The 25,904-nt window shown below is 33.5% G+C and carries 24 protein-coding genes; 9 read left to right on the forward strand and 15 right to left on the reverse strand.

Annotated elements, in window-relative coordinates:
* Window positions 1-2: 2 nt before the first annotated feature.
* Both Q0X14_RS07680 and Q0X14_RS07685 read right to left on the reverse strand, forming a co-directional pair.
* On the reverse strand, window positions 3-797 hold the full coding sequence (locus Q0X14_RS07680) for a DUF4905 domain-containing protein (RefSeq protein ID WP_297836604.1): 795 nt from the start codon (window positions 795-797) through the stop codon (window positions 3-5).
* Between the two features lie 121 nt (window positions 798-918).
* A complete protein-coding gene (locus Q0X14_RS07685) occupies window positions 919-2,298 on the reverse strand; it encodes a tryptophanase (protein ID WP_297836607.1) in 1,380 nt (459 codons plus the stop codon).
* A 164-nt stretch (window positions 2,299-2,462) separates the two neighbouring features.
* On the opposite strand from Q0X14_RS07685, the gene Q0X14_RS07690 reads away from it, so the two are divergent.
* Window positions 2,463-3,266: a YIP1 family protein gene (locus Q0X14_RS07690; RefSeq protein WP_297836610.1), complete on the forward strand. Its 804-nt coding sequence runs from the start codon at window positions 2,463-2,465 to the stop codon at window positions 3,264-3,266.
* 98 nt (window positions 3,267-3,364) lie between these two features.
* On the opposite strand, the gene priA is transcribed toward Q0X14_RS07690, so the two are convergent.
* From priA to Q0X14_RS07710, 4 genes are read right to left on the reverse strand one after another with little or no spacing between them, the layout of a single operon-like run.
* Complete coding sequence (gene priA / locus Q0X14_RS07695) at window positions 3,365-5,830, reverse strand: primosomal protein N' (RefSeq protein ID WP_297836613.1); 2,466 nt, start codon at window positions 5,828-5,830, stop codon at window positions 3,365-3,367.
* Entirely contained in the window at window positions 5,830-6,366 is a 537-nt protein-coding gene (locus Q0X14_RS07700) for a hypothetical protein (protein ID WP_297836615.1), read from the reverse strand. The genes priA and Q0X14_RS07700 overlap by 1 nt, the downstream gene beginning before the upstream one ends.
* Window positions 6,367-6,415: 49 nt before the next feature.
* Window positions 6,416-7,480: an LD-carboxypeptidase gene (locus tag Q0X14_RS07705; protein ID WP_297836616.1), complete on the reverse strand. Its 1,065-nt coding sequence runs from the start codon at window positions 7,478-7,480 to the stop codon at window positions 6,416-6,418.
* A 23-nt stretch (window positions 7,481-7,503) separates the two neighbouring features.
* Window positions 7,504-9,558, reverse strand: coding sequence for an acetate--CoA ligase (locus Q0X14_RS07710; protein ID WP_297836619.1), 2,055 nt, complete (start codon window positions 9,556-9,558; stop codon window positions 7,504-7,506).
* 341 nt (window positions 9,559-9,899) lie between these two features.
* On the opposite strand from Q0X14_RS07710, the gene Q0X14_RS07715 reads away from it, so the two are divergent.
* The 5 genes from Q0X14_RS07715 to sugE are packed head-to-tail and all read left to right on the forward strand — an operon-like array spanning window position 9,900 to window position 14,181.
* Window positions 9,900-10,880, forward strand: coding sequence for a sodium-dependent bicarbonate transport family permease (locus tag Q0X14_RS07715; protein WP_297836620.1), 981 nt, complete (start codon window positions 9,900-9,902; stop codon window positions 10,878-10,880).
* A 3-nt stretch (window positions 10,881-10,883) separates the two neighbouring features.
* The gene (locus Q0X14_RS07720; protein WP_297836624.1) at window positions 10,884-11,165 is read left to right on the forward strand and encodes a P-II family nitrogen regulator; all 282 of its coding nucleotides are present in this window, start codon (window positions 10,884-10,886) and stop codon (window positions 11,163-11,165) included.
* Window positions 11,166-11,178: 13 nt separating this feature from the next.
* Entirely contained in the window at window positions 11,179-13,287 is a 2,109-nt protein-coding gene (locus tag Q0X14_RS07725) for a S46 family peptidase (protein ID WP_297836627.1), read from the forward strand.
* Between the two features lie 8 nt (window positions 13,288-13,295).
* Window positions 13,296-13,856, forward strand: coding sequence for a DUF4476 domain-containing protein (locus tag Q0X14_RS07730; RefSeq protein ID WP_297836630.1), 561 nt, complete (start codon window positions 13,296-13,298; stop codon window positions 13,854-13,856).
* A gap of 1 nt (window position 13,857) precedes the next feature.
* Window positions 13,858-14,181 (forward strand): quaternary ammonium compound efflux SMR transporter SugE, encoded by a 324-nt coding sequence (sugE, locus tag Q0X14_RS07735; RefSeq protein ID WP_297836633.1) that lies wholly within the window; start codon window positions 13,858-13,860, stop codon window positions 14,179-14,181.
* Here sugE and Q0X14_RS07740 read toward each other — a convergent pair whose 3' ends face one another.
* Window positions 14,182-14,826 (reverse strand): DUF2459 domain-containing protein, encoded by a 645-nt coding sequence (locus Q0X14_RS07740; protein ID WP_297836637.1) that lies wholly within the window; start codon window positions 14,824-14,826, stop codon window positions 14,182-14,184.
* 37 nt (window positions 14,827-14,863) lie between these two features.
* Here Q0X14_RS07740 and Q0X14_RS07745 point away from each other — a divergent pair, with 37 nt between their 5' ends.
* Window positions 14,864-15,838 carry an isoaspartyl peptidase/L-asparaginase family protein gene (locus Q0X14_RS07745; RefSeq protein WP_297836640.1) on the forward strand — a complete coding sequence of 325 codons (975 nt, stop codon included), beginning with the start codon at window positions 14,864-14,866 and terminating at the stop codon, window positions 15,836-15,838.
* Window positions 15,839-15,850: 12 nt separating this feature from the next.
* Window positions 15,851-16,360: a DinB family protein gene (locus Q0X14_RS07750; protein ID WP_297836642.1), complete on the forward strand. Its 510-nt coding sequence runs from the start codon at window positions 15,851-15,853 to the stop codon at window positions 16,358-16,360.
* A 6-nt stretch (window positions 16,361-16,366) separates the two neighbouring features.
* On the opposite strand, the gene Q0X14_RS07755 is transcribed toward Q0X14_RS07750, so the two are convergent.
* Window positions 16,367-17,647 carry a glycosyltransferase N-terminal domain-containing protein gene (locus Q0X14_RS07755; RefSeq protein WP_297836644.1) on the reverse strand — a complete coding sequence of 427 codons (1,281 nt, stop codon included), beginning with the start codon at window positions 17,645-17,647 and terminating at the stop codon, window positions 16,367-16,369.
* The gene (locus tag Q0X14_RS07760; protein WP_297836647.1) at window positions 17,640-18,644 is read right to left on the reverse strand and encodes a glycosyltransferase family 9 protein; all 1,005 of its coding nucleotides are present in this window, start codon (window positions 18,642-18,644) and stop codon (window positions 17,640-17,642) included. The genes Q0X14_RS07755 and Q0X14_RS07760 overlap by 8 nt, the downstream gene beginning before the upstream one ends.
* 119 nt (window positions 18,645-18,763) lie before the next feature.
* On the opposite strand from Q0X14_RS07760, the gene Q0X14_RS07765 reads away from it, so the two are divergent.
* Window positions 18,764-19,027, forward strand: coding sequence for a hypothetical protein (locus Q0X14_RS07765; RefSeq protein WP_297836650.1), 264 nt, complete (start codon window positions 18,764-18,766; stop codon window positions 19,025-19,027).
* 57 nt (window positions 19,028-19,084) lie between these two features.
* On the opposite strand, the gene fbp is transcribed toward Q0X14_RS07765, so the two are convergent.
* From fbp to serS, 6 genes are read right to left on the reverse strand one after another with little or no spacing between them, the layout of a single operon-like run.
* Entirely contained in the window at window positions 19,085-20,095 is a 1,011-nt protein-coding gene (gene fbp, locus Q0X14_RS07770) for a class 1 fructose-bisphosphatase (RefSeq protein WP_297836652.1), read from the reverse strand.
* A gap of 29 nt (window positions 20,096-20,124) precedes the next feature.
* Window positions 20,125-21,915, reverse strand: a complete 1,791-nt coding sequence (locus Q0X14_RS07775; RefSeq protein WP_297836655.1) for an ABC transporter ATP-binding protein — start codon at window positions 21,913-21,915, stop codon at window positions 20,125-20,127.
* Between the two features lie 24 nt (window positions 21,916-21,939).
* The gene (locus tag Q0X14_RS07780; RefSeq protein WP_297836658.1) at window positions 21,940-23,688 is read right to left on the reverse strand and encodes an ABC transporter ATP-binding protein; all 1,749 of its coding nucleotides are present in this window, start codon (window positions 23,686-23,688) and stop codon (window positions 21,940-21,942) included.
* A 15-nt stretch (window positions 23,689-23,703) separates the two neighbouring features.
* Window positions 23,704-24,321 (reverse strand): nucleotidyl transferase AbiEii/AbiGii toxin family protein, encoded by a 618-nt coding sequence (locus tag Q0X14_RS07785; protein ID WP_297836661.1) that lies wholly within the window; start codon window positions 24,319-24,321, stop codon window positions 23,704-23,706.
* Window positions 24,251-24,577, reverse strand: coding sequence for a hypothetical protein (locus tag Q0X14_RS07790; protein WP_297836662.1), 327 nt, complete (start codon window positions 24,575-24,577; stop codon window positions 24,251-24,253). Before Q0X14_RS07790 ends, Q0X14_RS07785 begins: the two co-directional genes overlap by 71 nt.
* 9 nt (window positions 24,578-24,586) lie before the next feature.
* Complete coding sequence (serS, locus tag Q0X14_RS07795; protein WP_297836665.1) at window positions 24,587-25,867, reverse strand: serine--tRNA ligase; 1,281 nt, start codon at window positions 25,865-25,867, stop codon at window positions 24,587-24,589.
* Between the last annotated feature and the right edge of the window lie 37 nt (window positions 25,868-25,904).

The raw sequence follows: 25,904 nt of genomic DNA on the forward strand, positions 1-25,904 counted from the left end.
TCTCAGATAATTTGATAAACTCCAAGTCCTGAAGAACCAAATAACAAAAAGAGCAAATCGTCTTTTATAAAAAATGATTCGGGCTCTAATTTATCCAGCCCTTTATTTAGTGTTTCTTTCAGAAGAATAGTTCCACTTTCATCAATTGCGAAGAACAGATTGTCCAGCTTTCCATTTTCCGTAATGTGATGGAAATTGTAAAAAGAGAATTTATCTCTATGTGCAAAATTAATATCTCCTTTTATCAGATAATCAGAAAATATTTTTCCAGAAGTTTCTCCAGCAACTTTATCAAGTTCCGTCAAAGGGATTCTTTTTGAATAAATATAAGAACCGTGTTCCTCTTTCTCAGGAATGATTCCCATAATTGTTCTTCCATCTTCTATCAATTCACCGCTAAGATAATCGACTGCAACTAATCCTTTTATTCCTGATTCAAAAGTCATAAACACTATTTTATCATCACCGGCATATAAAAAGGAATTTGGATTTTCCCAAAGAACTGTTTGCGATTTTATATCATAAGCAATTATTCCTTTGTGATTTGGCAAATCAGGTCGCTCAAAGCGATGGAAAAGAATTACATCTTTGTATATCGATTCAATGCCAATCCAGTATTTTTCATCGAATTGTAAGTCAGAGAAAATTTCTTTTCCCGTATGAATATCAAGACAATTAAAAAAAGCTTCTTTTATGTTTCTGTCTCTTTCTTCAATTAAAAGTTTACCTGTTTCGGTTGGAAGCAATCGGAAAATCTGTCTGCCTCGATCGTATTTATATAAATTTTTAATAACCATTAAAAACTCCATTTACTTAAGAGCTAAATAGCACGCAGACAACACAGATTTTATAGATTTGCATTGATTTTAATCTGTGTTTGATCTGTTCAATCAGTGTCATCTGCGTGCCATTTCATTCCTATTTTATCGGTTCAAACTTAGCTGTAAAGTGTCTGAGTATTGGTGCTTCATAGGTTATTCTGTAACCTTTCAGTTCATTTCTCTTTTTATAAACCTCAGATATAACTTCAATCAGATAATCAACATGACTTTGTGTATAAACCCTTCTCGGAATTGCCAGACGAACAAGCTCCATCATAGCAGGAATAAGTTTTCCCTGTTTATCATATTTCCCGAACATCACACTTCCGATTTCAACTGCACGAACTCCGCCTTCAAGATAAAGTTCGCACACAATTGATTGTCCTGGATATTGTTCAGGTGGAATATGTGGAGTAAATCTTTTTGCATCAATATAAATTGCATGTCCGCCGGGAGGTTCAATTATTGGTACTCCAAAAGAAATTAATTTTTCACCGAGATATTCAACACTTCTTATCCTGTACTGGAGATAGTGTTCATCAAGAACTTCAAGTAAACCCTGAGCAACTGCTTCCAAATCTCTTCCTGCCAATCCACCGTAAGTTGGGAAACCTTCCGTAACTATTAAAAGATTTCTACATTTCATTGCAAGCTCATCATCATTCAATGCCAGAAAACCACCAATGTTTACAAGCGCATCTTTCTTTGCGCTCATAGTTACACCATCTGCATAAGAAAACATTTCCTGGGCAATTTCAAGTGGAGTTTTATTTTCATAACCCTTTTCACGAAGTTTAATGAAGTAAGCATTTTCAGCAAAACGACAAGCATCAAGGAATAATGGAATTCCATATTTTTTACAGATTTCTTTTGTCTTTCTGATATTCTGCATCGAAACCGGTTGTCCGCCGCCGGAATTATTTGTAACAGTGATCATACAGAGCGGAATATTTTCAGGACCTTTTTCTTTAATGAATGCTTCAAGTTTTTCTATGTCCATATTTCCTTTAAAGTCAGCTCGTTGTTCAGGATGTTTACCAACTTCGTTAAGTAAATCAACTGCTTCTGAGCCGGTGAATTCAATATTTGCCCGAGTAGTGTCGAAGTGTGTATTGTTTGGAAAATATTTTCCCGGTCCGCCAACAATTGAAAATAAAATTTTCTCAGCAGCTCTTCCCTGATGCGTGGGAATAATATGTTTCATCTGAGTAATACTTCTTACAACAGCTTCGAAACGATAGAAACTTTTCGAACCAGCATAAGCTTCATCACCTTCCATAATTCCAGCCCATTGTTTTGAACTCATTGCTGAAGTTCCGCTGTCTGTAAGCAAATCAATCAGCACATCATCTGAATGAAGCATAAAAGGATTATATCCTGCTTCTTTTAAAAGCACTTCTCTTTCTTCTCTTGTGGTAAATCTGATTGGTTCAACCGATTTGATTTTGAATGGTTCGATGATGGTTTTGTATTTCATTTATGTATCCTGGAAAAATGAATAATTCTACATACAAAATTAAGCTAAATATTATATCAATTATACTTTTGAATAAACAGATTTCCGCTCATATAATTTTACTTTGTGATTTCTTATTAAACATATACATTTAGCCAAATCAAAAATCAACTTAAGGAGCATCTATGGAAAACAATGAAACTTTGAACAATGAGCAAACAAATCAGCAGCAGGAGCTATCTCATTCAGATAAAATGATTGGTGTTTTTACAGAACCCTCGAATACTTTTGAAGCGATTGCTAAATTTCCTGTACGCTCTATTGATTGGGTTTTACCAGTAGTTATTGTTTTTATTCTTATTGGTTTGATGAGAAGTCTTGCAATGTTAAATGAAGAAGTTGCACTTCAAACCAGACAAGCGCAAATTGAAATGTTTGATAAGATGGTTAGCGAAGGTAAAATGACTCAGGAACAAGCTGATAAAGCAATTGAGGGAATTGAAAAACAAATGGAGTTTATGAGAGGTCCGATTGGTTGGGTTATAAATATAGTCTCAACTTTAATATTTGGTTTCATATTCTTTTTCATTATTGCCGGAATTTATTTTCTTTTCATAAAATTTTTCCTCAAAGGAGAAGGAAGTTATCAACATGTTCTGGTTGCAAGTGGATTAACTTCATACATCACTATGATTCAGGTTCTAATTGGTGGAATTCTGACATTTGTTCTTGGAAAAATCTTTATGGATACAAGTGTTGCTAATTTCCTTGATTTGGAAAAAGGAAGCATCGTAAAATTTATTGTCTCCAAAATTGATCCTATATCAATCTGGGCTTACTCAGTGCTTGCAATCGGATTGACAAAGCTTAATCGTGCTCAAAGCTCAACACCATATTTTATTCTGGTCTTTGCACTGTGGATTTTGGGTGGATTACTCTTCTTCTTCCTTGGAAAAATATTTCCGTTTCTTGGTGGATTTGGAGGATAAGAATTTCTATCAATTGGGCTATCTCAATAAGCAATTTTTATTGTTATTCTTCGATGAGCTTTGACTGAAAATCTACGGCTTATGAGATAGCCACTTTTTTACATAATACTTTGCGGATCAATATCATAAAATAATTTTACATCTTTATATCTTGATATGCGATTAAACTCTGTGTAAGCTTCAAGCACTGCTCTTCTTAAAAGTTTTCCTGCCGGATCAGATTTCCTCGAACTCTTAATTAATATATGATACCGATAAAAACCTTTTAGCTTGTAAATTAAAGCTGTTGTTGGTTCAGAAATTTTAAGATGCTTTTCGAATTTTTTTAGTGCTTTACGAAAATCAATTGCTGCACCTTTTGCTTTCTGTTCAGATTTGTCTTTTGTTTCAATAAGTGCAAGTCTTGTAAATGGCGGATAACCCAATCTTTCTCTGTCAACAATTTCCCTTTTATAAAATCCATCGTAATCATTCTGAAGAACTTTTTGAAGAGCAAAATGTTTTTCATTTTGTGTTTGAATAATTACTTCTCCGGCAATTTTACTTCGTCCTGCTCTACCGGCAACTTGAGTTAGTAACTGAAAGGTTCTTTCATCAGCTCTGAAGTCCGGCAACCACAGAGTTGTTTCAGCAGAAATAACTCCCACAAGTGTAACCCGCGAAAAATCCAAACCTTTGGAAACCATTTGAGTTCCCACAAGAATATCAATTTCACCTCTGCCAAAACTTAGTAACAGATTACTCAGATAAGCTTTCTTTGTAATAGAGTCAGAATCAATTCTGCTTATTCTTGCATCGGGAAAATAGAACTGAAGTTCATCTTCAACTCTTTCCGTACCTGTGCCAAAATATTTAATATTGATTGAGCCGCAGTGAGTGCATGCATTTGGTACCGGTTTCTCCAGTCCGCAGTAATGACACTGAATTATATTTTTATTGATATGAAATACCATCGGTACGCTGCAATTTTCACACATCTCAATTTCGCCACAGTCTTCGCAATAAATTTGTGTAGAAAATCCTCTTCTGTTCTGAAGAATTATTACGCCTTCTTTTTTCTTTAATCTGTCTTCAATTTTATCAAGAAGAGTTCTGGAAAAAATATTATCCATTCTTCCCTTTTTTCGTTCAACATTAACATTAACCAAAGTTATGGTGGGAAGTTTTGCATCATCAATACGAAGAGGAAGAGTCATTAACTTATATTTTCCAATCTCAGCATTGTATCTGCTTTCAACCGAAGGCGTAGCAGAACCAAGCACAACCGGACAATTGTGAATGCTACCTAAAACAACTGCGGAATCTCTTGCATTATACTTTGGTATCATATCCTGTTGTTTATAGCTGGCATCATGTTCTTCATCAACTACAATCAAACCAAGATTATATATTGGTGCAAACAAAGCCGAGCGTGCACCAACTACTATTTTTGATTTACCTTTGTGAATTCTTCTCCACGAATCAAATCGTTCACCTGCAGACATTTTGCTGTGCAGCACGGTAACAAGATCGCCAAAGTTGTTATAAAATCTTGAAGTAATTTGTGGTGTAAGTGCAATTTCAGGAACAAGAATTAAAACCGATTTGTTTTGTTCAAGTGCTATTTTTGCAAGCTCAATATAAACCTGAGTTTTGCCACTTCCGGTAACACCATGTAAAAGGTAAGCCTGAAATACTGATTCCCTTATCTTCGGAGTAATTTCTTCCAAAACTTTTCTCTGCTGCTCCGTTAAAACAAACTCCTGATGAACTTCCACATAATGCTCTTTGTATCTTCGGTCAACTTCCTTTTCAAAGATTTCAACAAATCCTTTTCTTTCAAGACTGTCTAAAGCGGCTTTGGAAGTTTCTGTTTTATGAAGTAATTCCGAAACCGGCAGGGAATTCCCTTTTGCTTCAATTAATACAAGAAGAAGTTTTACTTGTTTTGGTGATCTTCTATCAAGTTCGGGCAATGCTGAGTATAGCTCCTTAACATCTTTTGTAAGACGAACAAACTTAACTTTCTTAGGTTTTACTTTTGCGCTTTCAATTTCATCTATAACAGAAACGGCACCTTCTTCAACAAGTGCTCTTATTTGAGAATAAATATTTTTTTTGCCAACTGCTTTTTGCAGTGAAGAAAATGTAATTTGTTCCCGGGTTGAAAGTTCCTGAAGTATTTTATAACGAAGTGTTGTTTTCCTAGTTTCTTTTTGAAGAAGTTTTTGGACAAAGCTTTTGTCTATGGAAATTTTCCTTTTCGATTCAACCTCAGTTCCGTGCGGAACAAGTAATTTTAATGCTTCACCAAGCGAACATAAATAATATTCTGCAATCCATTCATAAAATTTTAATAAAGTTTTATTAAAGATTGGTTCATCATCAAGAACTTCACGGATGGGTTTTATCTCTTCCTTAACTTCAGTTGTTTTGGTAACATTTATTACAAAACCCGTAAGAGTACGCTTACCGAAAGGTGCAACAACGCGAACTCCTTTCTTAACAAATTTTTTTAAATCAGAAGGAATTTCATAAGTAAATGTTTTCCGGAAAGGTAATGCAAAGACAACTTCAGCAAACATTATTTTTCTTTATTAAAATAAACTGACATCTTTTTGATTCCTGGTTTATCCGTGTCTTCACTGAACATTGTAAATTTCAAAACTTTAATAGATTTATCCCACACAATTCTTTTATAGTCTTTATTTTTAAATAATTGTCCGTTTGTTGAAACCACACTGTCTTCGGGATTAAGTGTGAGATAGTAATATGGGTCATCAAACTGAATTCCTTCAACATCATTGATATCTTCAAAATCAAATGATAGCATTGCATTAAGTTGATTAGCTTCAACAAATAATTTTCTGTTCGTAATTTTTTTACCTTCACTTTCCTGATCAGTAATAAACTGCGAACTTTTTGCAGCGTAGTCAAATACATTGTTCACGTCATTCATTTCTTCTTCTTCGTTTTTTGCATCAGTACAAATGTCATTAATTATTACCAATGCACTTCCTGAGTTTTCAGTTCTCATTGTAATTTCATAACTGACTGTATTAAATAACACACAACCATTTAATAAAAAAGTTGTTAATACCACTAAAATATTTTTTTTCATTGCGACCTCTTTTTATTATCGAACTAAAATTAAAAAGACTATTGTAAAATCATTTAACTGCTGATTCGAGTAAAGTGAAAGTTTGCTCTACCGTATTAAGTTCAGCACGGACGCCGAATGGAATCGTAAATTTATCTTTAACATGACCAAAAGACATTCCGTAGATAACCGGGATTTTAAAGTCAGCAAATCTGTCTTGTAAAACTTCAATCAAAGAAAAAGATTTTGAAAATGATGGTTCTATTTCCTTTGGTTCACACTTGCTGAAAATTCCCATCATGACACCCGAAGCATTTTTAAATTTATCCGCCTGAATTAATTGAGTAAGCATTCTGTCAATACGATACGGCTCTTCACCAATTTCTTCTATGAAGATAATCTTGTTTGCATAATCAACATCGTACTTTGTTCCGATAAGCGAAACCATAATGGATAAATTTCCACCAACTAATCTTCCTTTTGCTTTTCCTTTTACTAAAGTTCGAACGCCATAAATATTTTCATCACTTGAAGGATTTGCATTGTAAAATTTCTTCTGAGAGTTAGTATTCATCAAAACACTTTTGAAACTACTTACTGAAAATTCATTAAATGTTGATGTTGCAACTGGTCCGTGAAAAGTTATCAAACCGGTTTTTCTGAAAATTCCATAAAGCAAAGCTGTAACATCACTATAACCGATTAGAATTTTTGGATGCTTTTTAATAATCGAATAATCAAGAAGAGGAAGAATTCTTGCGCAGCCATAACCACCACGAACACACATAATTGCATCAACATCTTCTCTTTCAAACATATCCATCAAATCATCAGCACGCTGTTGATCTGTTCCGGAAAAATAACCATTCTGAAGTGTCAATCGCTCTGAAAATGTAACCTGAAAGCCGAGATCACTTAAATTTTTTACTGAATCCTGAAGCTCACTTTCAGATATATAACTGCCCGGAGCAACAAGTGCAATTCTGTCACCTTCTTTTAATCTCGGAGGTTTGATTACTGAAACTTTTTCAGAATTAAATTCCTCCTCTGTCGAAAATGTAAAATTCTTTTCAAAAGGTAATGCACTTATTGCTGTAACTGCAGTTAATGATTTAATAAATTTTTTTCTGTTCATAGATAATAAATTTCAACCTGATATTAACATTTAATTCTTACATCCACTGCAAAGATTTTATTTTCATTTGTAACAAGCAAAGGATTTAAATCTACTTCTTTTATTTCAGGATGATTAAGCATCATCTGAGCTAAGTTTCTTATTGTATTTTTTATCAGAGATATGTTAGCGGGTTCTTCACCGCGAACTCCCTGAATAATTTTTCCGATTTTTGTTGAGCTTATCATTTCATCAATATCTTTTTCACTAAGGTAAGCAGAGCGCATCACTGTATCATCAATATATTCAACATACTTTCCGCCGGAACCAAACATCACCATCGGACCAAAACTTGAATCTCTGAATCCACCAATAAGCAATTCAAATCTTGCTGTAAGAAACGGCTGAATTAAGAATGATTTTAGTTCAATATTCTTTTGGGAAAAATTCTTTTTCAATTCATCTACATGATAAATCAATTCGTCTTTTGTTTTGATATTCAATACAACACCTTTCAAATCCGATTTATGAATTATTTTTTCACCAACAGCTTTTAGTACTAATGGAAACCCGAAATCCACATTTAACAACTGATCATAAGATAAAATTTTTTCTTTTATCCCTGGCAGTGAATACTTATCAACCAATTCACTTACTAATTCAGGTGGTAAAAACCTGTTCGAATAATCTTTAAGATTCAAATTAATTTGAGTTGATTGTTTTGAAAGTCTCTGTGCATCTGGTTTTTTATTATACTTTATCATATTGCTTATAACAACTGCAGGATCTTCAGCAAATCTGAACAGAGGTTTTCTGGTTTTTGATTCGCGACGATATTCATCCCAGAATTCCGGTAAAGGCATTACAACCTGAAAGATTGGTTTGTCAGAATTGATTTCATTTATTCCTTCAATCACTGGCAAAGCTTTAACCATTATAGGTTCAACAAAAACTGAAATCACAACATCAACATTTTTATCCTGAACTAGAATTTCATTCACAGCTTTGAATTGTTCAGCCGTTCCACCAGGCAGCAAATCAACAGGATTATTTACACTTCCTTCCGGATGAACAATCTCTCTTAGTTTCTTCTTTGTTTCTTCAGTCAGTTCGGCTAATGCAAGATTATTTTTTTCAAGAGAATCAACTGTTAAAATTGCCGGTCCACCTGCATTAGTTACAACTGCAACACGATTACCTTCTGGTGAGGGAAACTCTTCAAATCCTTTTGCAGTGTTAAACATATCATTTAAATCATCAGCACGAATAATTCCGAATTGACGAAGCACAGCATCAACCACTTTATCACTGCTTCCAAGCGCACCTGTGTGTGATGACGCTGCTTTCATTCCGCTTGATGTTCTTCCACCTTTAAGAACAATTACAGGTTTGGTTATTTTCTTTTCAATAAAATATTGAATAAACTTTTCACCATCGACAAAACTTTCGAGATAAAATGTAATTACTCCAACATCATTATTACTCTGCCAATATTCAAGCAAATCATTTTCATTTACATCTGCTTTGTTCCCAACACTGATGAACTGACCAAATCTTATATCAGTTTCTCTGAGTGAATTAAGTACGGCAGCACCAATAGCACCACTTTGTGAACAGAAAGCCATTCTGCCCTGTCGTGGTTGTTCTGCAACAAAGGTAGCATTCATTTTAATTGAAGGTAAAGTATTGATTATACCCATACAGTTTGGTCCAACCATTCGGGCATCGGAATTTTTTATCAGAGATAAAATTCTTTTTTCTGCTTCAGCTCCTGCTTCACCGGTTTCCTTAAATCCAGCAGTTATTAAAATTATTGCTTTGACATTTTTGTTAAGTAAATCTTTTATTGAATCTTCAACAAACTGTTTTGGTACCATAACAATTGCAAGATCAATCTGAACATCAACATCATTTATTGTTGGGTAACATTTATAGCCGAGTATTTCATCAGCTTTAGGATTTACTAATACAAGCTTGCCTGTGTAACCGTACAGGTTCACTGATTTAGTTAATTCATAGCCAAGACTTTTGGGTTTGGAAGAAGCTCCGACAATGCAAATTGAATGTGGGTAGAAGAAGTAATCAAAAACTGGTTTCATAAATGTTCCGCCTGATTTTTTAAAACTACATTTCAAACTTAATTGAAGCAGAAGATTTATTCTATCATTAAACTAAAAATGTGAGCTAAAAAGTTTTCTTTCACATCATTGAATGATATATTTACAAAAGAAATGAGATGAAATAATTCGGTAAAATTTTTCGGTTCGAATTAAAAAATATTTATCACTATAATTGACTGTGGATATTCCCTCATCCACTTCAAAATGTCTCTGCGGCAAAAGTGAACTGATTTCATGCCACCCAGAAATCATTCATAACGCTGCAGAGATTTTTTATTTCTTTTCTTATCTTTTGACTAGTTAAATATTCAGGTTTTGATATGGAATTTTTGTCAGATGCTCTTTCAAATTTTTCTTCTCCAATGATTCTATTTTTTGTGCTTGGTTTTATTTCCACCATACTCAAATCAGATATTGAAATTCCTGAGGTTATTACCAAAACGCTTGCAATCTATTTTATGATTGCTATTGGATTAAAAGGTGGATTTGAAATCAGCAAAAGTGGAATTGATGCAAATCTCTATACATCAATTATCAATTCATTATTGATTGGAATCATTGTTCCCGTCATCGCATTCCTGATTCTAAAATTTATTGGAAAATTTGATTCAACGAACTCTGGTGCAATTGCTGCACATTATGGTTCTGTTAGTGTTGTAACATTTGTAACCGCAATATCTTTTCTGAACAGTAAGACTGAAATCTATAGCGGTTATATGGTGGGAATGATGGCTTTAATGGAATCGCCGGCAATTTTCGTTTCTCTATTTCTTGTAAGGATATTTAATTCAGAGAGGATTGCTTCACTAAAATCAAACACTGTGGATTTGTTGAGAGAATCTCTTTTCAATGCAAGTGTAGTTTTACTTTTCGGAAGTTTGCTTATTGGTTTTGCAGTTGGTGAAAAAGGAATGACTGCTGTTAAACCATTTTTCATTGAACCATTTAACGGCGTATTAACTTTATTCTTACTTGATATGGGAATGATTGCAGGAAAAAGAATTGCAGAGTTCAAAGCTGTTGGTTTATTCCTCTTCTTTTTTGCGATTGTAATGCCTTTAATAAGTGCATCAATCACAATTTTGCTTTCAGGTTTATTTGGTTTTTCAGTTGGAGATACACTTCTTTTTACTGTCTTAGCTGCAAGTGCGTCATACATCGCCGCACCTGCAGCAGTAAGAATTGCATTACCTCAGGCAAATCCGGCTTATTACATTACAATGTCATTAGCAATAACTTTTCCGTTCAATATAATTGTCGGAATTCCTTTCTATTATTATCTAATAAATATGTTCAGGTGATTTATGAAAAAACTTGAAATTATAATTGAGTCAGTTGAAAGAAAAAGAGTTTGCCGTATTCTGGATGAAGTCGGTGTAAAGGGCTATTCAATCATTGATGATATTCAGGGCAGAGGCAAAACCGGTCCTAAGTATGCACAGGATTTGAGTAACATTTTAAAGAGTTCAATGATAATTGTAGTAGATGAAGAATCTATAATCAACAAAGCAATTGAAAGGCTTAAGGAAGTTTTTAAATATTATTCAGGTAAAATGTTTTTATCTGACATAAATGTTATTGAATAAAACGGAGAACAAAATGAAATTCAGGAATTTTCTTTTAACGATTTTTCTTTTAATAGCATCATTTTCATTTGCACAAACTTTTTATGGTTTCAATCCTGACACTGTCAGAGCACAGAAATTCGATATGGGGAAAATGTGGACATTCGAAAATCCTCCCATAAAATATTTTCAGGAAGAATATGGTTTTACACCATCGCAAGAGTGGCTTGAGAAGATGCAAAAGTCTGCATTAAAATTTGGTGGTGGTTGTTCCGCATCATTCATTTCAGAAGACGGTTTGATTATGACGAATCATCATTGTGTAAGAGGTATACTTCCAACAGTTCAATCTGAAAATGAAAATATTCTGAAAGATGGCTTTTATGCAAAAGATCTTCAGGAAGAACGAAGGGTTCCAAATTTAAAAGTTGAGCAGCTTCTTTTTATTAAAGACATAAGTAATGAAATACACGATGAGATGAGCAAAGGACAATCAGATTCAGAAAAAATTGAGCTGCGTGAAAAGAAAATTGATGAACTGAAAACAAAATACAAGAATGATTTCCCTGATTTGGTATTCAAAGTAATTTCACTTTACAATGGTGGAAAATACTCTCTCTATGGTTACAAAGTGTATGATGATATAAGACTTGTATTTGTTCCTGAGCTCTTTGTTGCAAAACTTGGTGGAGATTATGACAACTTCACTTATCCTCGTTATGGTCTTGATTGTGCTTTCCTTAGGGCTTATGAAAATGATAAACCAATGAAAACAAAATTTTTCTTTAAATGGAATCTTGATGGAGTTGTAGAAGATCAACCGGTTTTTGTTGTTGGTAATCCGGGAAGAACTGACAGGATAAATACTATGGCTCAAATAGAATTTGAGCGTGATGTTCGTTATCCGATGATGGTTAAAATGCTCAAAGATTTATACAAGATTTATGAAGAACTTGTTACTCAAACTAATGCAGAAGATTTCAGATTAATTGCAAGACTATATTCAATCGGAAATGCACTTAAAGTTTATGAAGGAACATATAAAGGTTTACTCGATCCTTTTCTGATTGCTCGTAAAAAAGATTTTGAAAATCAGTTCAGAAATGCTGTGACAACTAATGCTGATCTAAATAAAAAGTACGGAAATATATGGAATGAATTGGCTCAGTCAAGAACTGAAGCAATAAAAACTGCAAAGAAAATTTTTGCATATTCAGTCAGTGGATTTTATTCACCACAGTATTTACAAATCGCATCAAGATTAATCGGATTGCTTGAAGATTTTAGCTCGGGGAAAATCTCAAAGGAAAAGTATGATAGTCTTTTGACTACTCTTTATCCAAAAGAAATGAATTATCAACTTCAAAACAAGTTATTGTCTGTTCAGTTAAAAGTATGGAAGGATAATCTTTCAGATGACTCGGAAATAATTAAAAGACTCATTGGAAATAATTCTATCGAAAAGGCGGCAGAAAAAATTCTCGCAAAAAGTTTTCTGACATCAAAAGAAAATTTTGATAAATTGATAAAGATGAATCCTGAAGAGATTTTAAAAAGTAATGATCCATTCATCTTTTTTGTAACAAACACCAAAGATGAATTAAATAAAATGCTGGAGGAAAATAAAACCAGAAATCAGAGAGAAGAGATACTAAATCAAATGCTTGGTGAAGCTTTGTATGCTGTTTATGGTGATGCAATTCCACCTGATGCAACAGGTACATTGAGACTTGCAGATGGAATTGTTAAAGGTTATGATTACAATGGAACCCGTGCTCCAATTAAAACTACTTTTTATGGTGCACTTGACAGGTATTATTCATTTGATAAAAAATTTCCTTTTAATCTTCCTGAGTATTGGGAAAATCTTCCGGCTGAATTTGATTTATCAACTCCACTCAACTTTGTAAGTACAAATGATATTGTTGGAGGTAACTCCGGAAGTGCAGTATTGAACATAAATGCAGAAATAGTTGGACTTGCTTTCGACGGAAATATTGAAAGTCTGCCAAACAATTTTATTTACACAACCGAAGCAAACAGAACAGTATCCGTTAGTGCATTAGGAATGATTGAAGCTATTCGTGACCTTTATAAAGCTGAAAAACTGAGTCAAGAAATATTATCAGGTAAAAGAAAGTGAGGAAGAAAATGAAAAAATTCTTTTTGCTCATAATTCTTCTTTTTGTTTTTGTATCTGTGAGCGAAACATATTCACAAAGAAAACCGGATTTCGGAAATATTTCAATCCGTGAAGTCAAAAACCGTTTGATTGAAAACCTTCAGGAATTAGATTCAGAATATTTGCAAAATCTTAGCTACAAGGATTATCGCAAAGCAAGAGAATTACTTATCGAATCATACAATCTTTTAAGGATGATTCCTGACAACGGAATAACAATCCGCGAAGAGATGAAAATTATGAGCGACAGAGATTTTTCTGACCTTTGTGAAAAAATAAAATCTGAAGGATTTGAATCTGATAAAATTTATGTGATTCAATTAGCTGCTAAGTACAACAGATTCACAGTTGCGCAATTAATAAATTTAATTAACCTTATGAGTTTTTCTAATGATAAAATTGAAGTTGTTAAAATTGTCTATCCAAATGTAGTTGATAAATACAATTCTCATCTGATAATAAATGAATTTACGCATTCATCAGATAAAGAAAGAGTAAAAAAAATAATTAATGACTTTCCGGATAAATAAAATGTATTGGCTAATTCTTGTCGTAGCCGGATTGTTTGAAGTTGCCTGGGCAATCGGGTTAAAATACACAGATGGTTTCAGCAAGTTAGTTCCAAGTATTTTCACAATTGTCTCAATGATAATAAGTATGGGACTTCTTGCCTATGCAGTAAAACATATTCCGGTAGGCACTGCTTATGCTGTCTGGACGGGCATTGGAGCAGTTGGTACAGCAATACTTGGAATTATTCTTTTCAATGAATCGAAAGAATTTATAAGACTATTTTTTATTTTTTTAATTGTTGTTGGTATAGTAGGATTAAAAATATTCTCTGGTAGTGAATGATTATTCTTTAACTTTAATTACTTCACCAATTTTAGCTAACTCATTGAAAAGTTGCTCTGTAAGAATAATGTCCGTTTTAATTTTTAATCCGGCTTTATTCATACATCTTGCTAACCACGTATTGCAGGTATTAAACAAATGATATTTCCCTTTTGCCGCATAAAAAATTATTTGTCCGCCAGCTTTCGAACTTAAAATTTTTTCTCCGGAATCATCTCTGTCAAAAGTATCATCAATGAACTTTAAAATTTCCTTAAACTGTTCATCAGTTACGATCATCTTAACTACTATTTCGGATAAATCAAAATAAAGTTCTTTGGGAATAGATATTCCTTCAACTCTTAATGTACTTGAAGTTGGATATAAAAGTGCTTTGAAAGCAAGCTCCCAATCAAAATCCGGATACTGATAAAATTCTTCGTCACCCCAACCAATATCAATCAAATTATAATTTCTGAAATTTTTAACAACCGGGAAAATGTTTGAGTCAATATCGGAAGTTCTAAAAACTATTGCCGTATGCCATCGCTGCTTAATGAAATAAATTTCATATCCTACTTCATCACCAGCTATCACATTAATCTGAAGTGCGGGCGAAGTATTCAGAAAGAAGAAAATTACAGGAAATATTACTAAGTTGTGCATGTTCAATTTATCTTATTTGTCAGCAGATGGAGCAGCTATGATAAAAAATATTCTCACATCAATATTAATTCTTTCTTCAATTTATTTCACTGTAAATCAGTCATTTGTATTTGCTCAAACCAATTCCGGAAAATATACAATTGTTATTCACGGTGGTGCTGGTGGATTTCCGGAAAATGCGCCCGATTCAATAAAACAAGCATATCTTAATTCTCTCGCAGAAGCTTTATCAATTGGGAAAAATATTTTGGAAAATGGAGGAAGTTCTCTTGATGCAGTTGAAAAAGTAATAAACTATCTTGAAGATAATCCTTTGTTTAACGCTGGACGAGGTGGAGTCTTCACATCTGAAGGAAAGCACGAACTCGATGCTTCAATAATGTTTGGGAAAGACCTTTCAACCGGTGCCGTTGCAGGAGTAACAATAATAAAAAATCCAATTTCATTAGCAAGATTGGTTATGGAAAAAACAGAACATGTTTTATTCGCAGGAAAAGGTGCTGATGAACTCGGATTAAAACTTGGTGTTCCTGTCGTTCACAATACTTACTTCCACACAGAAGAGCAATATCAGAACTGGTTAAAGTCAAGAATGCCAAAGCAACCTGGCGAAACAGTTGGCTGTGTTGCAATTGATAAATTCGGGAATATTACCGCAGGCACTTCAACCGGTGGAAGACAAAACAAAATGCCCGGCAGAGTTGGTGACTCTCCTTTAATCAATGCCGGTACTTATGCTGATAACCGAACCTGTGGTGTTTCGGCAACAGGCATTGGTGAATTATTCATTAGAAATACAGTTGCTTACAGAGTCTCTGTTTTGATGGAATTAAAAGGTTATACACTTAAACAAGCTTGCGAAGAAGTAATGTATAAAGTCCTGCCTGAAGGTGCTGGTGGAATTATTGCAGTTGATAAACAAGGTAACTTCGAGATGGTTTTCACAACACCGGCAATGTTCAGAGCAGTTGCAAATTCTGAAGGATTATTTCAAACAGCAATATGGAAATAAACAGGAGGAGTTATGCGTCCGGCAAAAACAGATTACGCCGAATATTATCAGCGGTACATTGATTTAATAGAAGGTGAAGATATTATAAACATTCTTTCATCTTTAAATAAAGAGACTTCTGATGTTCTTAATTCATTTCCGCAGAGCAAAGGCAACTTTGCTTATGCTCCGGGTAAATGGAGTGTTAAAGAAGTTGTTGGTCATATGATGGATACGGACAGGATTTTTGCATACAGAGCTTTAGCAATTGCGCGAGGAGAAAAACAACCACTTCCTTCTTTTGATCAGGATGAATATGTAAAAAACGGAAAATTCAACTTACGGGAATTATCTGATCTGACTTATGAATACAGACTTCTCAGAGAATCAAACATTTTATTATTCAAAGGATTTGATCAATCAGTTTATTCTAACAGAGGTGTTGCTGCAGGAAACGAGGTTACTGTATTAGCTTTGATGTGGATGATTGCCGGACATCAGAAACATCATCTTAATATTTTGAGAGAGAAGTATTTGAAATAATTATTCTCAAAGAAACGAATAAATTTCTTTTAATATTTTTTCTGTGGCTCCGAGGTTTTCTTTCACAAAGGAAATTGAAATCTGCCCTTTGTGTTTTCTCAATTCTTCATTTATGAATAATGTCCTCAGAACTTTATAAGCTTGCCGTTTATTTCTGATAATGATTCCACCTCCAAGTTCAGCAAGCTTTTTTGCTTCCTGAGAATTATCGATTTTAGGACCAAACATCACGGGAATACCATAAACAGCTGCTTCCAACACATTGTGAACATTTTGCTTAAAGCTTCCTCCGACAAATGCTACATCAGCATAAGTGTAAAGCGTAAGAAGAATTCCTATTGAGTCAATGATTATTATTCTTTCATCAGTATAGTTATTAAGGTGTGAAAATCTGATTGTCTTAATTTTTCCGGAAAATTCATTTTCAATTTTTTCGAGGTGTAAAACTGTTGGCTCGTGTGGTGCAACAATCATCATTGCTTTTGAATCAAACCTGAATAGTTTTTCAAATGCGGGAAATATTACTTCTTCATCCTGTTCCCAGGTACTTCCGGCAACAAATATTTTTTTATCCTTAAGTATTTCATCTTTAATCAGATTTCTTTCCTTTGCTTGCAAACTTCTCTGATAAACTCTGTCAAATCTTGTATCACCAACAGCTTTAACTTTATCTTCACTTAATCCAAAATCTAAAAATCCGTTAGCATCTTCTTCAGAAACAGTAAGAATTTTTGTAAAGAATGTAAAAAGCATTTTATGGAATGATTTTATGAAAGGGTATTTTCTTGGTGAACTTCCTCTCATTGTAGCATCAACAAGAAATACAGGTACGGAATGATCATTCAAAGCTTTAATAATATTTGGCCAGATATCATATCGCATTATTACTGCGACAGTTGGATTTACAATTTTTATAAATCGCTCTGCATTCGATTTTGTGTCAAATGGAATGTAAGAAATCAGATCTGCGTGTGGATATTTTCGTGAGTTCTCATAGCCAGATGGTGAAAAGAAAGTAATCAACACATTTACATTTTTTTCTTTCTTTAATTTTTCAATTATAGGTTTTGCCTGTTCAAACTCACCCAACGAAGATGAATGAAACCATACAAGCTTCCTGGATTTATCAATAGCAGCAGCATCCAGAATAAGTTGTTCATAAACCCGCTTTCTTCCTTTTATTCCTCTTCTGATTTTGGAATTAAATATTCCGGCAAAACGAAGAATCAAATAAAGAGATGGGACGACAAAAATATTATAAAATAGAAACCAAAATGTTTTAATCATTTTTAAGAAATTTTATTAGCTCGTTAAATACAAATTCTGGTTTGATTTCTTTCATACAAGCGAAATGCTTTTCCGGACAACTTTCTCTTCCGATATGTGAACACGGTCTGCAACTTAATGAATTGTTTTCAAGTATTAAACTTTTACAATTGTAAGGTACAAAACCAAATTCCTTAACTGATGAACCAAAAATTGTTATCAATTTTGTTCCGACAGCAGAAGCTGTGTGCATTAATCCTGAATCGTTACAAACAATCGCTTTGCATAATTTCATATCTGCAGCAGTCTGAAGTATCTCATCTTCATTGCAAAGATTTATTGCTTGTGGAATCTCATTCTTTATTTGTTCACAAATATTCTTATCAATTTTACCACCGAATAAAACTACATCAAATTTATTTTGAATGAGAATTTTGCTCAGCTCAATATAATATTCAAGAGGCCATCTCTTAGTAAAATGACGGGCACCGGGACAAATTCCGATAAGATTTTCTTTTGATTTAATTTCTTCCGAAGGTTCTCTATCAGTAAATAAATCTAATCCATAATCATCAAGCTCAATTCCATCAATAACAGCTGCATACCTTAAAGGAATTGGTGGAGAATTCCTCAACAAATTAATTTTTGTTTTTACAAGTAATGCTTTCTGAAAAGATTTTTTATCGAATTTTACTTTTTCTCCCTTCAGTTTCGAAATTATACCGCGACTTCTGAGATTATTTTGCAAATCAATTATAAGATCAAATGGTTGTTGACGAAGTTTGTTTATAAGATTAAGATTTTCAAAATCATTTCGGGTGAAAAAATATAGTTGATTGATATTCGGGTTCTTTATAAGTAAATCTTTGTATTCCAGACGGAGTAAAAATTCAATATTCAACTGCGGATTAAATTTTTTGAGAGCACGAACAAATGGAGTTGTAAGAAGAATATCTCCAAGCGAACTTAGGCGTATGATTAAAATTCTCTTAAACTCTTTTATCCGGTTTATATCCAAAATGTTTTCTCGAATTTTGTCTGCAAATTTATTGATGATTTCGTCACAACTCCATATTAGTCTGATTAGATTTTATGATAGAAATCATATTTTTGTGGTAAACAATTTAAGGAAATGATATGACAACATTACCACCGCCAAAAGTGAAACAGTTTCCGGATGATTCTCTTGAGAAAAAAGTGTATAACATTATCGAATCGTTTAAGGATAATCTACCGATTATGAATGACCGAAATCGTCTTGCATTTTCTCTTTTCAAATATTTGAAAGGTGAAGGCGACGCTCCACTAATGGCAGTTAAAACAAATAAATTAAAAATAGTTGGTTTAACTGAAGAAGAATTAGCAAAAAGAATTGACGAAGAATTAAAGAAGATTAAATAAAATTTTCAGCGGAATTGTCAGACTGAATTTAATATCAATCTGACAATTCCGATTTTGTTATTCGTTCTCTCTTAAAAATTTTTCAACCATCAGAACATCTTCCTCGCTACCAATAAAAATAGGAACTCTCTGATGAAGCTTTTCCGGCTGGATTTCTAAAATTCTTTTCTTACCATCTGATGCTCTGCCACCTGCCTGCTCAACAATAAATGCCATTGGATTGCATTCATACATCAATCTGAGTTTTCCGTTTGGGTTTCTGATATCGGCAGGATACATAAATATTCCACCATACAAAAGATTACGATGAATATCAGCAACCATTGACCCAATATATCTAGATGAATAAGGTCTTCCTGTTGATTTATCTTCTTCCTGCAACCACTTAATATATTTCTTTAATCCTGGATGCCAGTAAAGATAATTTCCTTCGTTGATGCTATAGATTTTTCCCTTTTTAGGAGTTTTAATGTTCGGATGTGAAAGAATGAATTCACCGAAAGAAGGATCGAGAGTAAAACCGTGGACACCATTTCCCGCGGTGTAAACAAATATTGTACTTGAACCGTAAATAATATAACCAGCAGCAACTTGTTTAAATCCCGGTTGAAGACAATCTTCCAAAGTTCCCGGCCCGTTTCCCTCTGAAATTCTTCGGTAAATAGAAAATATAGTCCCGATACTGACATTAACATCAATATTGGATGAACCATCTAGCGGGTCAAACAATAAAACATATTTACCAATATAAAACTCAGGAGGAATGTGAATAATATCCTCATCCTCTTCCGAAGCCATTACGCAAAGATGTCCGCCATGATCCATAGCTTTGATGAGCATGTCGTGAGCATAAACATCAAGCTTTTTTACTTCTTCACCATGAACATTACTACTTCCGGTAAAACCCAGGATATCAACAAGTCCGGCTTTATTAACTTCAAGAGAGATTACTTTTGCAGCTAAAGATAAATCGTGCAGAAGATCAGAAAGCTCTCCGGTTGCTTCAGGATATTTTCTTTCTTCTTCGTAGATATGACGGGCAAGTGTATTGAATTTAATTTTTTGCATGATTCCTCTCCCTTTTGTGATGTGTGGTTTTATTTGGAACTTACTAATTCCTGGTCTTTATATTGCAACTGATAAAGTTTGTAATAGATTCCTCTTTTAGCAAGCAATTGCTGATGAGTTCCGATTTCTTTTAATTCACCTTTGTGAAGAACAATTATTTTATCAGCGTTCTGAATAGTTGAAAGACGATGGGCAATTACAACTGCTGTTCTGCCTTTCAACAAATTTTCAATTGCCTGCTGAATAAGTTTCTCGGTATCTGTATCAACACTTGAAGTTGCCTCATCCAAAATTAATATTTTCGGATCATAAGCTAAAGCTCTTGCAAATGATATTAACTGCTTTTGCCCGACACTTAAGGTTGCACCTCTTTCTTTAACTTCTTCATCATATTTGCTTGTAAGATTTTCTATGAATTTATCAGCACCAACAAGTTTTGCTGCCTGAACAACTTTTTCAAAACTGATTTCAGGATTATCCATTGTAATGTTCGATTTAATTGTACCTGAAAACAGATAAACATCCTGAAGAACAATTGAAATATGTTTTCTTAATTCTCTTTTGTCTACAAGTCTGATATCAATTCCGTCAAGTAAAATTTGTCCTTTCTGAATATCATAAAATCTTGTTAGAAGATTAATTATTGTTGACTTGCCTGCACCGGTATGACCGACAATTGCAACTGTTTCACCAGCACGAATATCAAAACTGATATCCTTCAAAACAAAATTTTCATCTTCATAGGCAAACCAAACATTTTTGAAACTGATATCTCCTTTTACATTTTTAAGCTCTACTGGATTATCCGGATTCTGAACAAATGTTTGATTATCGAGTAGTTTAAAAATTCTCTCCGAAGAAGCCATTGAAGTTTGAAGTATGTTATATTTTTCAGAAAGGTCTCTGATTGGTCTGAAAAACATTTCTGTGTATTGTATAAAAGCGAATAAAACACCAATTGTCATTTGTTGTTGAATTATTTCTCCTCCACCATACCAGATTATCAAAGCAATTGCTGCTGAACTTATTAACTCAACACTTGGATAAAATATTGCGTAATAAAATATCGAACGAATATTTGCATCCCGGTGATCAGCATTAATTGACGAGAACTTATTGAATTCTTCTTTTTCCTTTCTGAAAATCTGAACTACATTCATTCCTGTTACATGTTCCTGCATATAAGAGTTTAACCTTGCGAGATGAAATCTTACATCGCGGTAAGTCTCTCTTACTTTTTTACGAAACAGAAAAGTTCCATAAATCAAAACAGGCAGAACAGACAATGTTACAAGAGATAGATTAACATCCATAAAAAACATAAATGCGAGAATCCAGATGATGATAAACACATCACTGAACACCATCACAATTCCACTTGAGAAAAGTTCTCCGAGTGATTCAACATCATTAGTTGTTCTTGTAACAATTCTTCCAATCGGAGTTTTATCAAAAAACTTTAAAGCCAATTTCTGAACATGACTAAATAGCTGAACCCGCAAATCATAAAGTGTTTTCTGCCCGAGATACTGTGTGTAATATGTCAGAAAGTATTGTATTGCTGCCTGAAGCATTAAGGAAGCGAAGAGAACAATACTGATTAAAAGTAAACCATTGTAATTTGAGTTAACAATATAATTGTCAATTGCAACCTTTGTGAGATAAGGTCTTAGCGGTCCTAAAGCAGCAACAAAAATATTAAGTAGAATTGCAAAGAAAACATACTTCTTATAAGGTTTAACATAAGTAAGTAATCTTTTCATCAGCCGGGCATCGTATGCCTTACCAAGTATTTCGTCGTCGTGTCTGTTATCTGCCATTACTTTGTATACAATTTTTAGTTATCAATTTAATTCCTCGAGTTCCTTTTCAAGCAGTTGTTTGAAATGCAAATCTGCATAGAGTCCACCGAGAGCAACAAGTTCATCGTGAGTTCCTTGCTCAGCAATTTTACCTTCATGGAGAACAATTATATTATCAGCATCTTTCACTGTAGATATTCGATGACTAATGATAATGCTTGTTCTGTTTTTCAAGTATTGTCTGAGGTTTTTAAGAATTTCTTCTTCAGTGTTAGTATCAACTGCTGAGAATGAATCATCAAGAATTAAAATTTTAGGTTCAATAGCTAAAGCTCTTGCGAGACAAGCTCTTTGTTTCTGTCCACCCGAAAAAGTAATTCCTCGTTCGCCAACAATGGTTTCATAACCTTGAGGAAAAGTTTCAACATCTTTATCGAACTGAGCAATCCTGGAAACTTCAATAATTTTTTCTTTACTGATTTCTCTTAAACCATAACCAATATTGTTTGTGATAGTATCAGAGAATAAAAATGACTCCTGAGGAACAAGTCCAATGTTTTTACGCAAAACATCAAGAGGAATTTTTCTTACATCAACTCCATCAATCAATAATTCTCCTTCAGTCGTATCATAAAGTCGCGGAATTAAATTTATCAAAGTTGTTTTGCCGGAGCCAGTGTGTCCGATTATCGCCAAAGTTGAACCAACCGGAATTTTCAGATTGATGTTTGTTAAAACATTTGGCAAAACTTCCGAATATCTGAATGACACATTTCTGAATTCAATTTCACCTTTGATTTCTTTAATTGAATAATCGGTTTGCTCAGTATCATCAATCTCATAAGGTTCAGCAAAAATTTTATTAAGTCTTTTCATACTTGCTTCTGCCTGCTGAACTATATTTGTAACCCAGCCAAAAGCAATTACTGGCCAAATTAAAATTCCGAGATAAACAATAAACGCTGTTATTTCACCAAGGTTCATTGTTCCGTTTATAACTTTTAATCCGCCAATCCATATAACAATAATTATTGATATTCCTGTTATGATTAAAAGTATCGGCATTATCCACGCTTGAATCCGGACAAGATTCATATTCTTGTTAAGATAATCCTTACTTAAATTTTTCCACTTCTGAATTTCATTTGCTTCCCTGACATAAGATTTGATTACTCTTATTCCTGAGAAGTTTTCCTGCGCAACTGTAGTAAGGACAGAAAACGCTTCCTGAATTTTAGTATACTTTTCATGAATCAACTTCATAATTCTGTAAACACCATAAGACAAAAGCGGTAGTGGAAAAAGAGCAGCGAGAGTCAGTGCCCAATCAAGTGAAAGCATTATTGTAACAACGGTTAACAGTCTAACTCCGGTATCAATTGAATACATAACAGCTGGTCCGATAAAGTTTCTCACAGCATTAATGTCATTTGTTGCGTGAGACATAATATTTCCGGTTGAGTTATTCTGGAAATATCTTAATGGAAGTTTTTGAATATGTGACCAGAAATCATTCCTAAGATCAAATTCAATCTCACGGGAAACTACAATTATTGTTTGCCGGATAAGAAATCTGAAAATTCCCGCAAAAAGAGAAGACAAAACAATTAAGGTTGCATAAAATAAAAGTGTATGTGTTGTGGTATTATTTTGAAGTTGATTGATTGCATCTTTCATTAAGATGGGAACATAGACCGTTCCGGCATTTGAAAAGAGTATAAAGATAAAACCAAGAAAAAGCTTTTTCTTATATCGAATAAAATATTTTTTTAATTTGCGGAGATTTTTCATTTGATGATAATAGTATTAATGCAATGCAGCATTTATTAAAAAATTTTTGATGGTTTCGTTGTCAGGTTCAGAGACTAGATACTCAATGGGTTCACTGAAATTGATATCATCAAAATAAGTCAGTTGCTCTCTGAAAAGTTTTTCATTAAATCTATCCTGAAAGATTGAGTAAGCGTTATTTATAATTTTTTGTATGGGGAAAAAATCTTTTATAATAAAATATAAATCGACATAATCCTTCCATTTAGCACGCTCGCCAATGGTAAATGCTTTCAGAGCAGCCAAATCAAGTAAAGATGGTATTTTAATAATATTCTCAAAATCTTTATCAGGTTTAATATTTTCAGTAAAATTATAAAATGTTACTTTAACATTTTTTATAAAAATTGTCCATTCTTGTTTTGTCTGAAATGCTAATTTGTATTTGATACCAAGTTGTTTTAATCTGTTATCCAGATATTTCTTATCGAGAGACCTATTAGTAAATAAATCAAAATCCACAGATTTTCTATGACCTGCATACAATGCAATTGCAGTTCCTCCAGCTAAATAAAAACTTCTCTTAAACTTTCTGATTATTGGCAGAAGTTTTAATTGATCTTTTGATAATACTTCTTTTTTGAATATGCTCATTGAAATAAAGTTTAAAGAAATTCAGTGTTGGTTTTTTATAATTATTGCGTTTTTGACTAATCTGATTAAAAAATATTTTTGCAACCTTTTCGATTGAAAAAATTTCAAGTAGTTTTTGAACTGATTTCCAATCACCATAGTTCAATATCGTTTCAACTAAAAACTCATCATTAATTTTATCCAAAGAATCCTTTTTAATATACCAGAACAAGTGTGAATTTTTTTTTATTAAATTTTTCTTCTTTCTATCATTCATTTTAACGCTTTACCCTATTAAATTAAAACCAGTGTACTTTTGAAGTACAGGTGGCACAATTACTTTTCCTTCGGGCGTCTGATAATTTTCGAGGATTGAAACCATCAAACGACTTGTTGCAAGTCCGCTTCCATTTAATGTGTGAACAAATTCAAGCTTTTTTGTTTGCTCATTTCTGTATTTGATATTTGCTCTTCTTGCCTGAAAGTCTTCAAAGTTGCTACAGGAAGAAGCTTCAAGCCAACGGTTTTCTGCCGGCGACCAGGTTTCTATATCATAACATTTTGCTGCTGCAAAACTTAAATCACCAGTACAAAGCATTAAAATTCTGTAAGGAATCTTCAACGCTTGCAAAATGTCTTCAGCGTCTTTTACTAATAACTCCAATTCGTTATAAGAAGTTTCCGGTTTAACAAACTTAACCATTTCAACTTTATTAAACTGATGAACGCGAAGGAATCCTTTACTTTCTTTGCCATAAGAACCTGCCTCTCTTCTGAAGCAAGCTGAGTAGCCAACATATTTAAGCGGCAAATCTTTTTCATTTAATATTTCTTCTCTGTGAAGATTTGTAATAGGAACTTCAGCAGTTGGTATTGGATATAATCCATCTTTTTCTATGTGATACATATCTTCTTCCATCTTTGGAAGCTGACCTGTTCCTCTCATTGAATCACGATTAACTAAAAACGGAGGAAAGATTTCATTATAACCATGATGCTGTAAGTGATAGTCGAGCATGAAATTTATCAATGCTCTTTCTAAAGTTGCGCCTTTTCCCTTATAAACGGGAAATCCCGAACCACTTACCTTAGCACCTCTTTCGAAATCAAGTATGTTAAGTTTTTTACCAAGTTCAATGTGGTCGAGTGGTTTTCCATTTTCCCATTGAAATAAAAATCCTTCCGGCAACCATTGTCTTACTTCAACATTTTCTTCAGATGATTTACCAACAGGAACAGATTCGTGGGGAAGATTGGGAATGTACATCAGTATTTCATTTAACTGATTTTCTACTTCCCGGAGTTTTACATCAAGTTCAGTTATGCTGTCAGAAACTTTTTTCATTTCAGCAAGGATATCCGTTACATCCTGTCCGGCTTTTTTGAGTTTTGGTATTTCAGCAGAAACCTGATTTCGTTTTGCTTTCAGTTCTTCAGACTGAGCAATCAGTTCGCGACGATGTTTATCGAGTTCGAGTATTTCATCAACTCTGTCTTTTTCGTTTTTGTTAGCTATTCCCTGTTTTACTTTCTCGGGATTTTCACGAATGAATTTTAAGTCGAGCATTATTTTTTCCTTTATTTAATCACTACCAAAGAGAAAT

The sequence above is a fragment of the Ignavibacterium sp. genome (genome assembly GCF_025998815.1).
Classification (GTDB): Bacteria; Bacteroidota; Ignavibacteria; order Ignavibacteriales; family Ignavibacteriaceae; genus Ignavibacterium.

Coding starts and splice junctions, on each gene's coding strand:
- Q0X14_RS07775 (WP_297836655.1), bottom strand. CDS start 21,915: ATGGCAGATAACAGACACGACGACGAAATACTTGGTAAGGCATACGAT.
- Q0X14_RS07730 (WP_297836630.1), top strand. CDS start 13,296: ATGAAAAAATTCTTTTTGCTCATAATTCTTCTTTTTGTTTTTGTATCT.
- Q0X14_RS07765 (WP_297836650.1), top strand. CDS start 18,764: ATGACAACATTACCACCGCCAAAAGTGAAACAGTTTCCGGATGATTCT.
- fbp (WP_297836652.1), bottom strand. CDS start 20,095: ATGCAAAAAATTAAATTCAATACACTTGCCCGTCATATCTACGAAGAA.
- sugE (WP_297836633.1), top strand. CDS start 13,858: ATGTATTGGCTAATTCTTGTCGTAGCCGGATTGTTTGAAGTTGCCTGG.
- serS (WP_297836665.1), bottom strand. CDS start 25,867: ATGCTCGACTTAAAATTCATTCGTGAAAATCCCGAGAAAGTAAAACAG.
- Q0X14_RS07785 (WP_297836661.1), bottom strand. CDS start 24,321: ATGAGCATATTCAAAAAAGAAGTATTATCAAAAGATCAATTAAAACTT.
- Q0X14_RS07740 (WP_297836637.1), bottom strand. CDS start 14,826: ATGCACAACTTAGTAATATTTCCTGTAATTTTCTTCTTTCTGAATACT.
- Q0X14_RS07750 (WP_297836642.1), top strand. CDS start 15,851: ATGCGTCCGGCAAAAACAGATTACGCCGAATATTATCAGCGGTACATT.
- Q0X14_RS07725 (WP_297836627.1), top strand. CDS start 11,179: ATGAAATTCAGGAATTTTCTTTTAACGATTTTTCTTTTAATAGCATCA.
- Q0X14_RS07720 (WP_297836624.1), top strand. CDS start 10,884: ATGAAAAAACTTGAAATTATAATTGAGTCAGTTGAAAGAAAAAGAGTT.
- Q0X14_RS07715 (WP_297836620.1), top strand. CDS start 9,900: ATGGAATTTTTGTCAGATGCTCTTTCAAATTTTTCTTCTCCAATGATT.
- Q0X14_RS07745 (WP_297836640.1), top strand. CDS start 14,864: ATGATAAAAAATATTCTCACATCAATATTAATTCTTTCTTCAATTTAT.
- Q0X14_RS07700 (WP_297836615.1), bottom strand. CDS start 6,366: ATGAAAAAAAATATTTTAGTGGTATTAACAACTTTTTTATTAAATGGT.
- Q0X14_RS07755 (WP_297836644.1), bottom strand. CDS start 17,647: ATGATTAAAACATTTTGGTTTCTATTTTATAATATTTTTGTCGTCCCA.
- Q0X14_RS07690 (WP_297836610.1), top strand. CDS start 2,463: ATGGAAAACAATGAAACTTTGAACAATGAGCAAACAAATCAGCAGCAG.
- Q0X14_RS07780 (WP_297836658.1), bottom strand. CDS start 23,688: ATGAAAAATCTCCGCAAATTAAAAAAATATTTTATTCGATATAAGAAA.
- priA (WP_297836613.1), bottom strand. CDS start 5,830: ATGTTTGCTGAAGTTGTCTTTGCATTACCTTTCCGGAAAACATTTACT.
- Q0X14_RS07710 (WP_297836619.1), bottom strand. CDS start 9,558: ATGAAACCAGTTTTTGATTACTTCTTCTACCCACATTCAATTTGCATT.
- Q0X14_RS07705 (WP_297836616.1), bottom strand. CDS start 7,480: ATGAACAGAAAAAAATTTATTAAATCATTAACTGCAGTTACAGCAATA.
- Q0X14_RS07685 (WP_297836607.1), bottom strand. CDS start 2,298: ATGAAATACAAAACCATCATCGAACCATTCAAAATCAAATCGGTTGAA.
- Q0X14_RS07680 (WP_297836604.1), bottom strand. CDS start 797: ATGGTTATTAAAAATTTATATAAATACGATCGAGGCAGACAGATTTTC.
- Q0X14_RS07790 (WP_297836662.1), bottom strand. CDS start 24,577: ATGAATGATAGAAAGAAGAAAAATTTAATAAAAAAAAATTCACACTTG.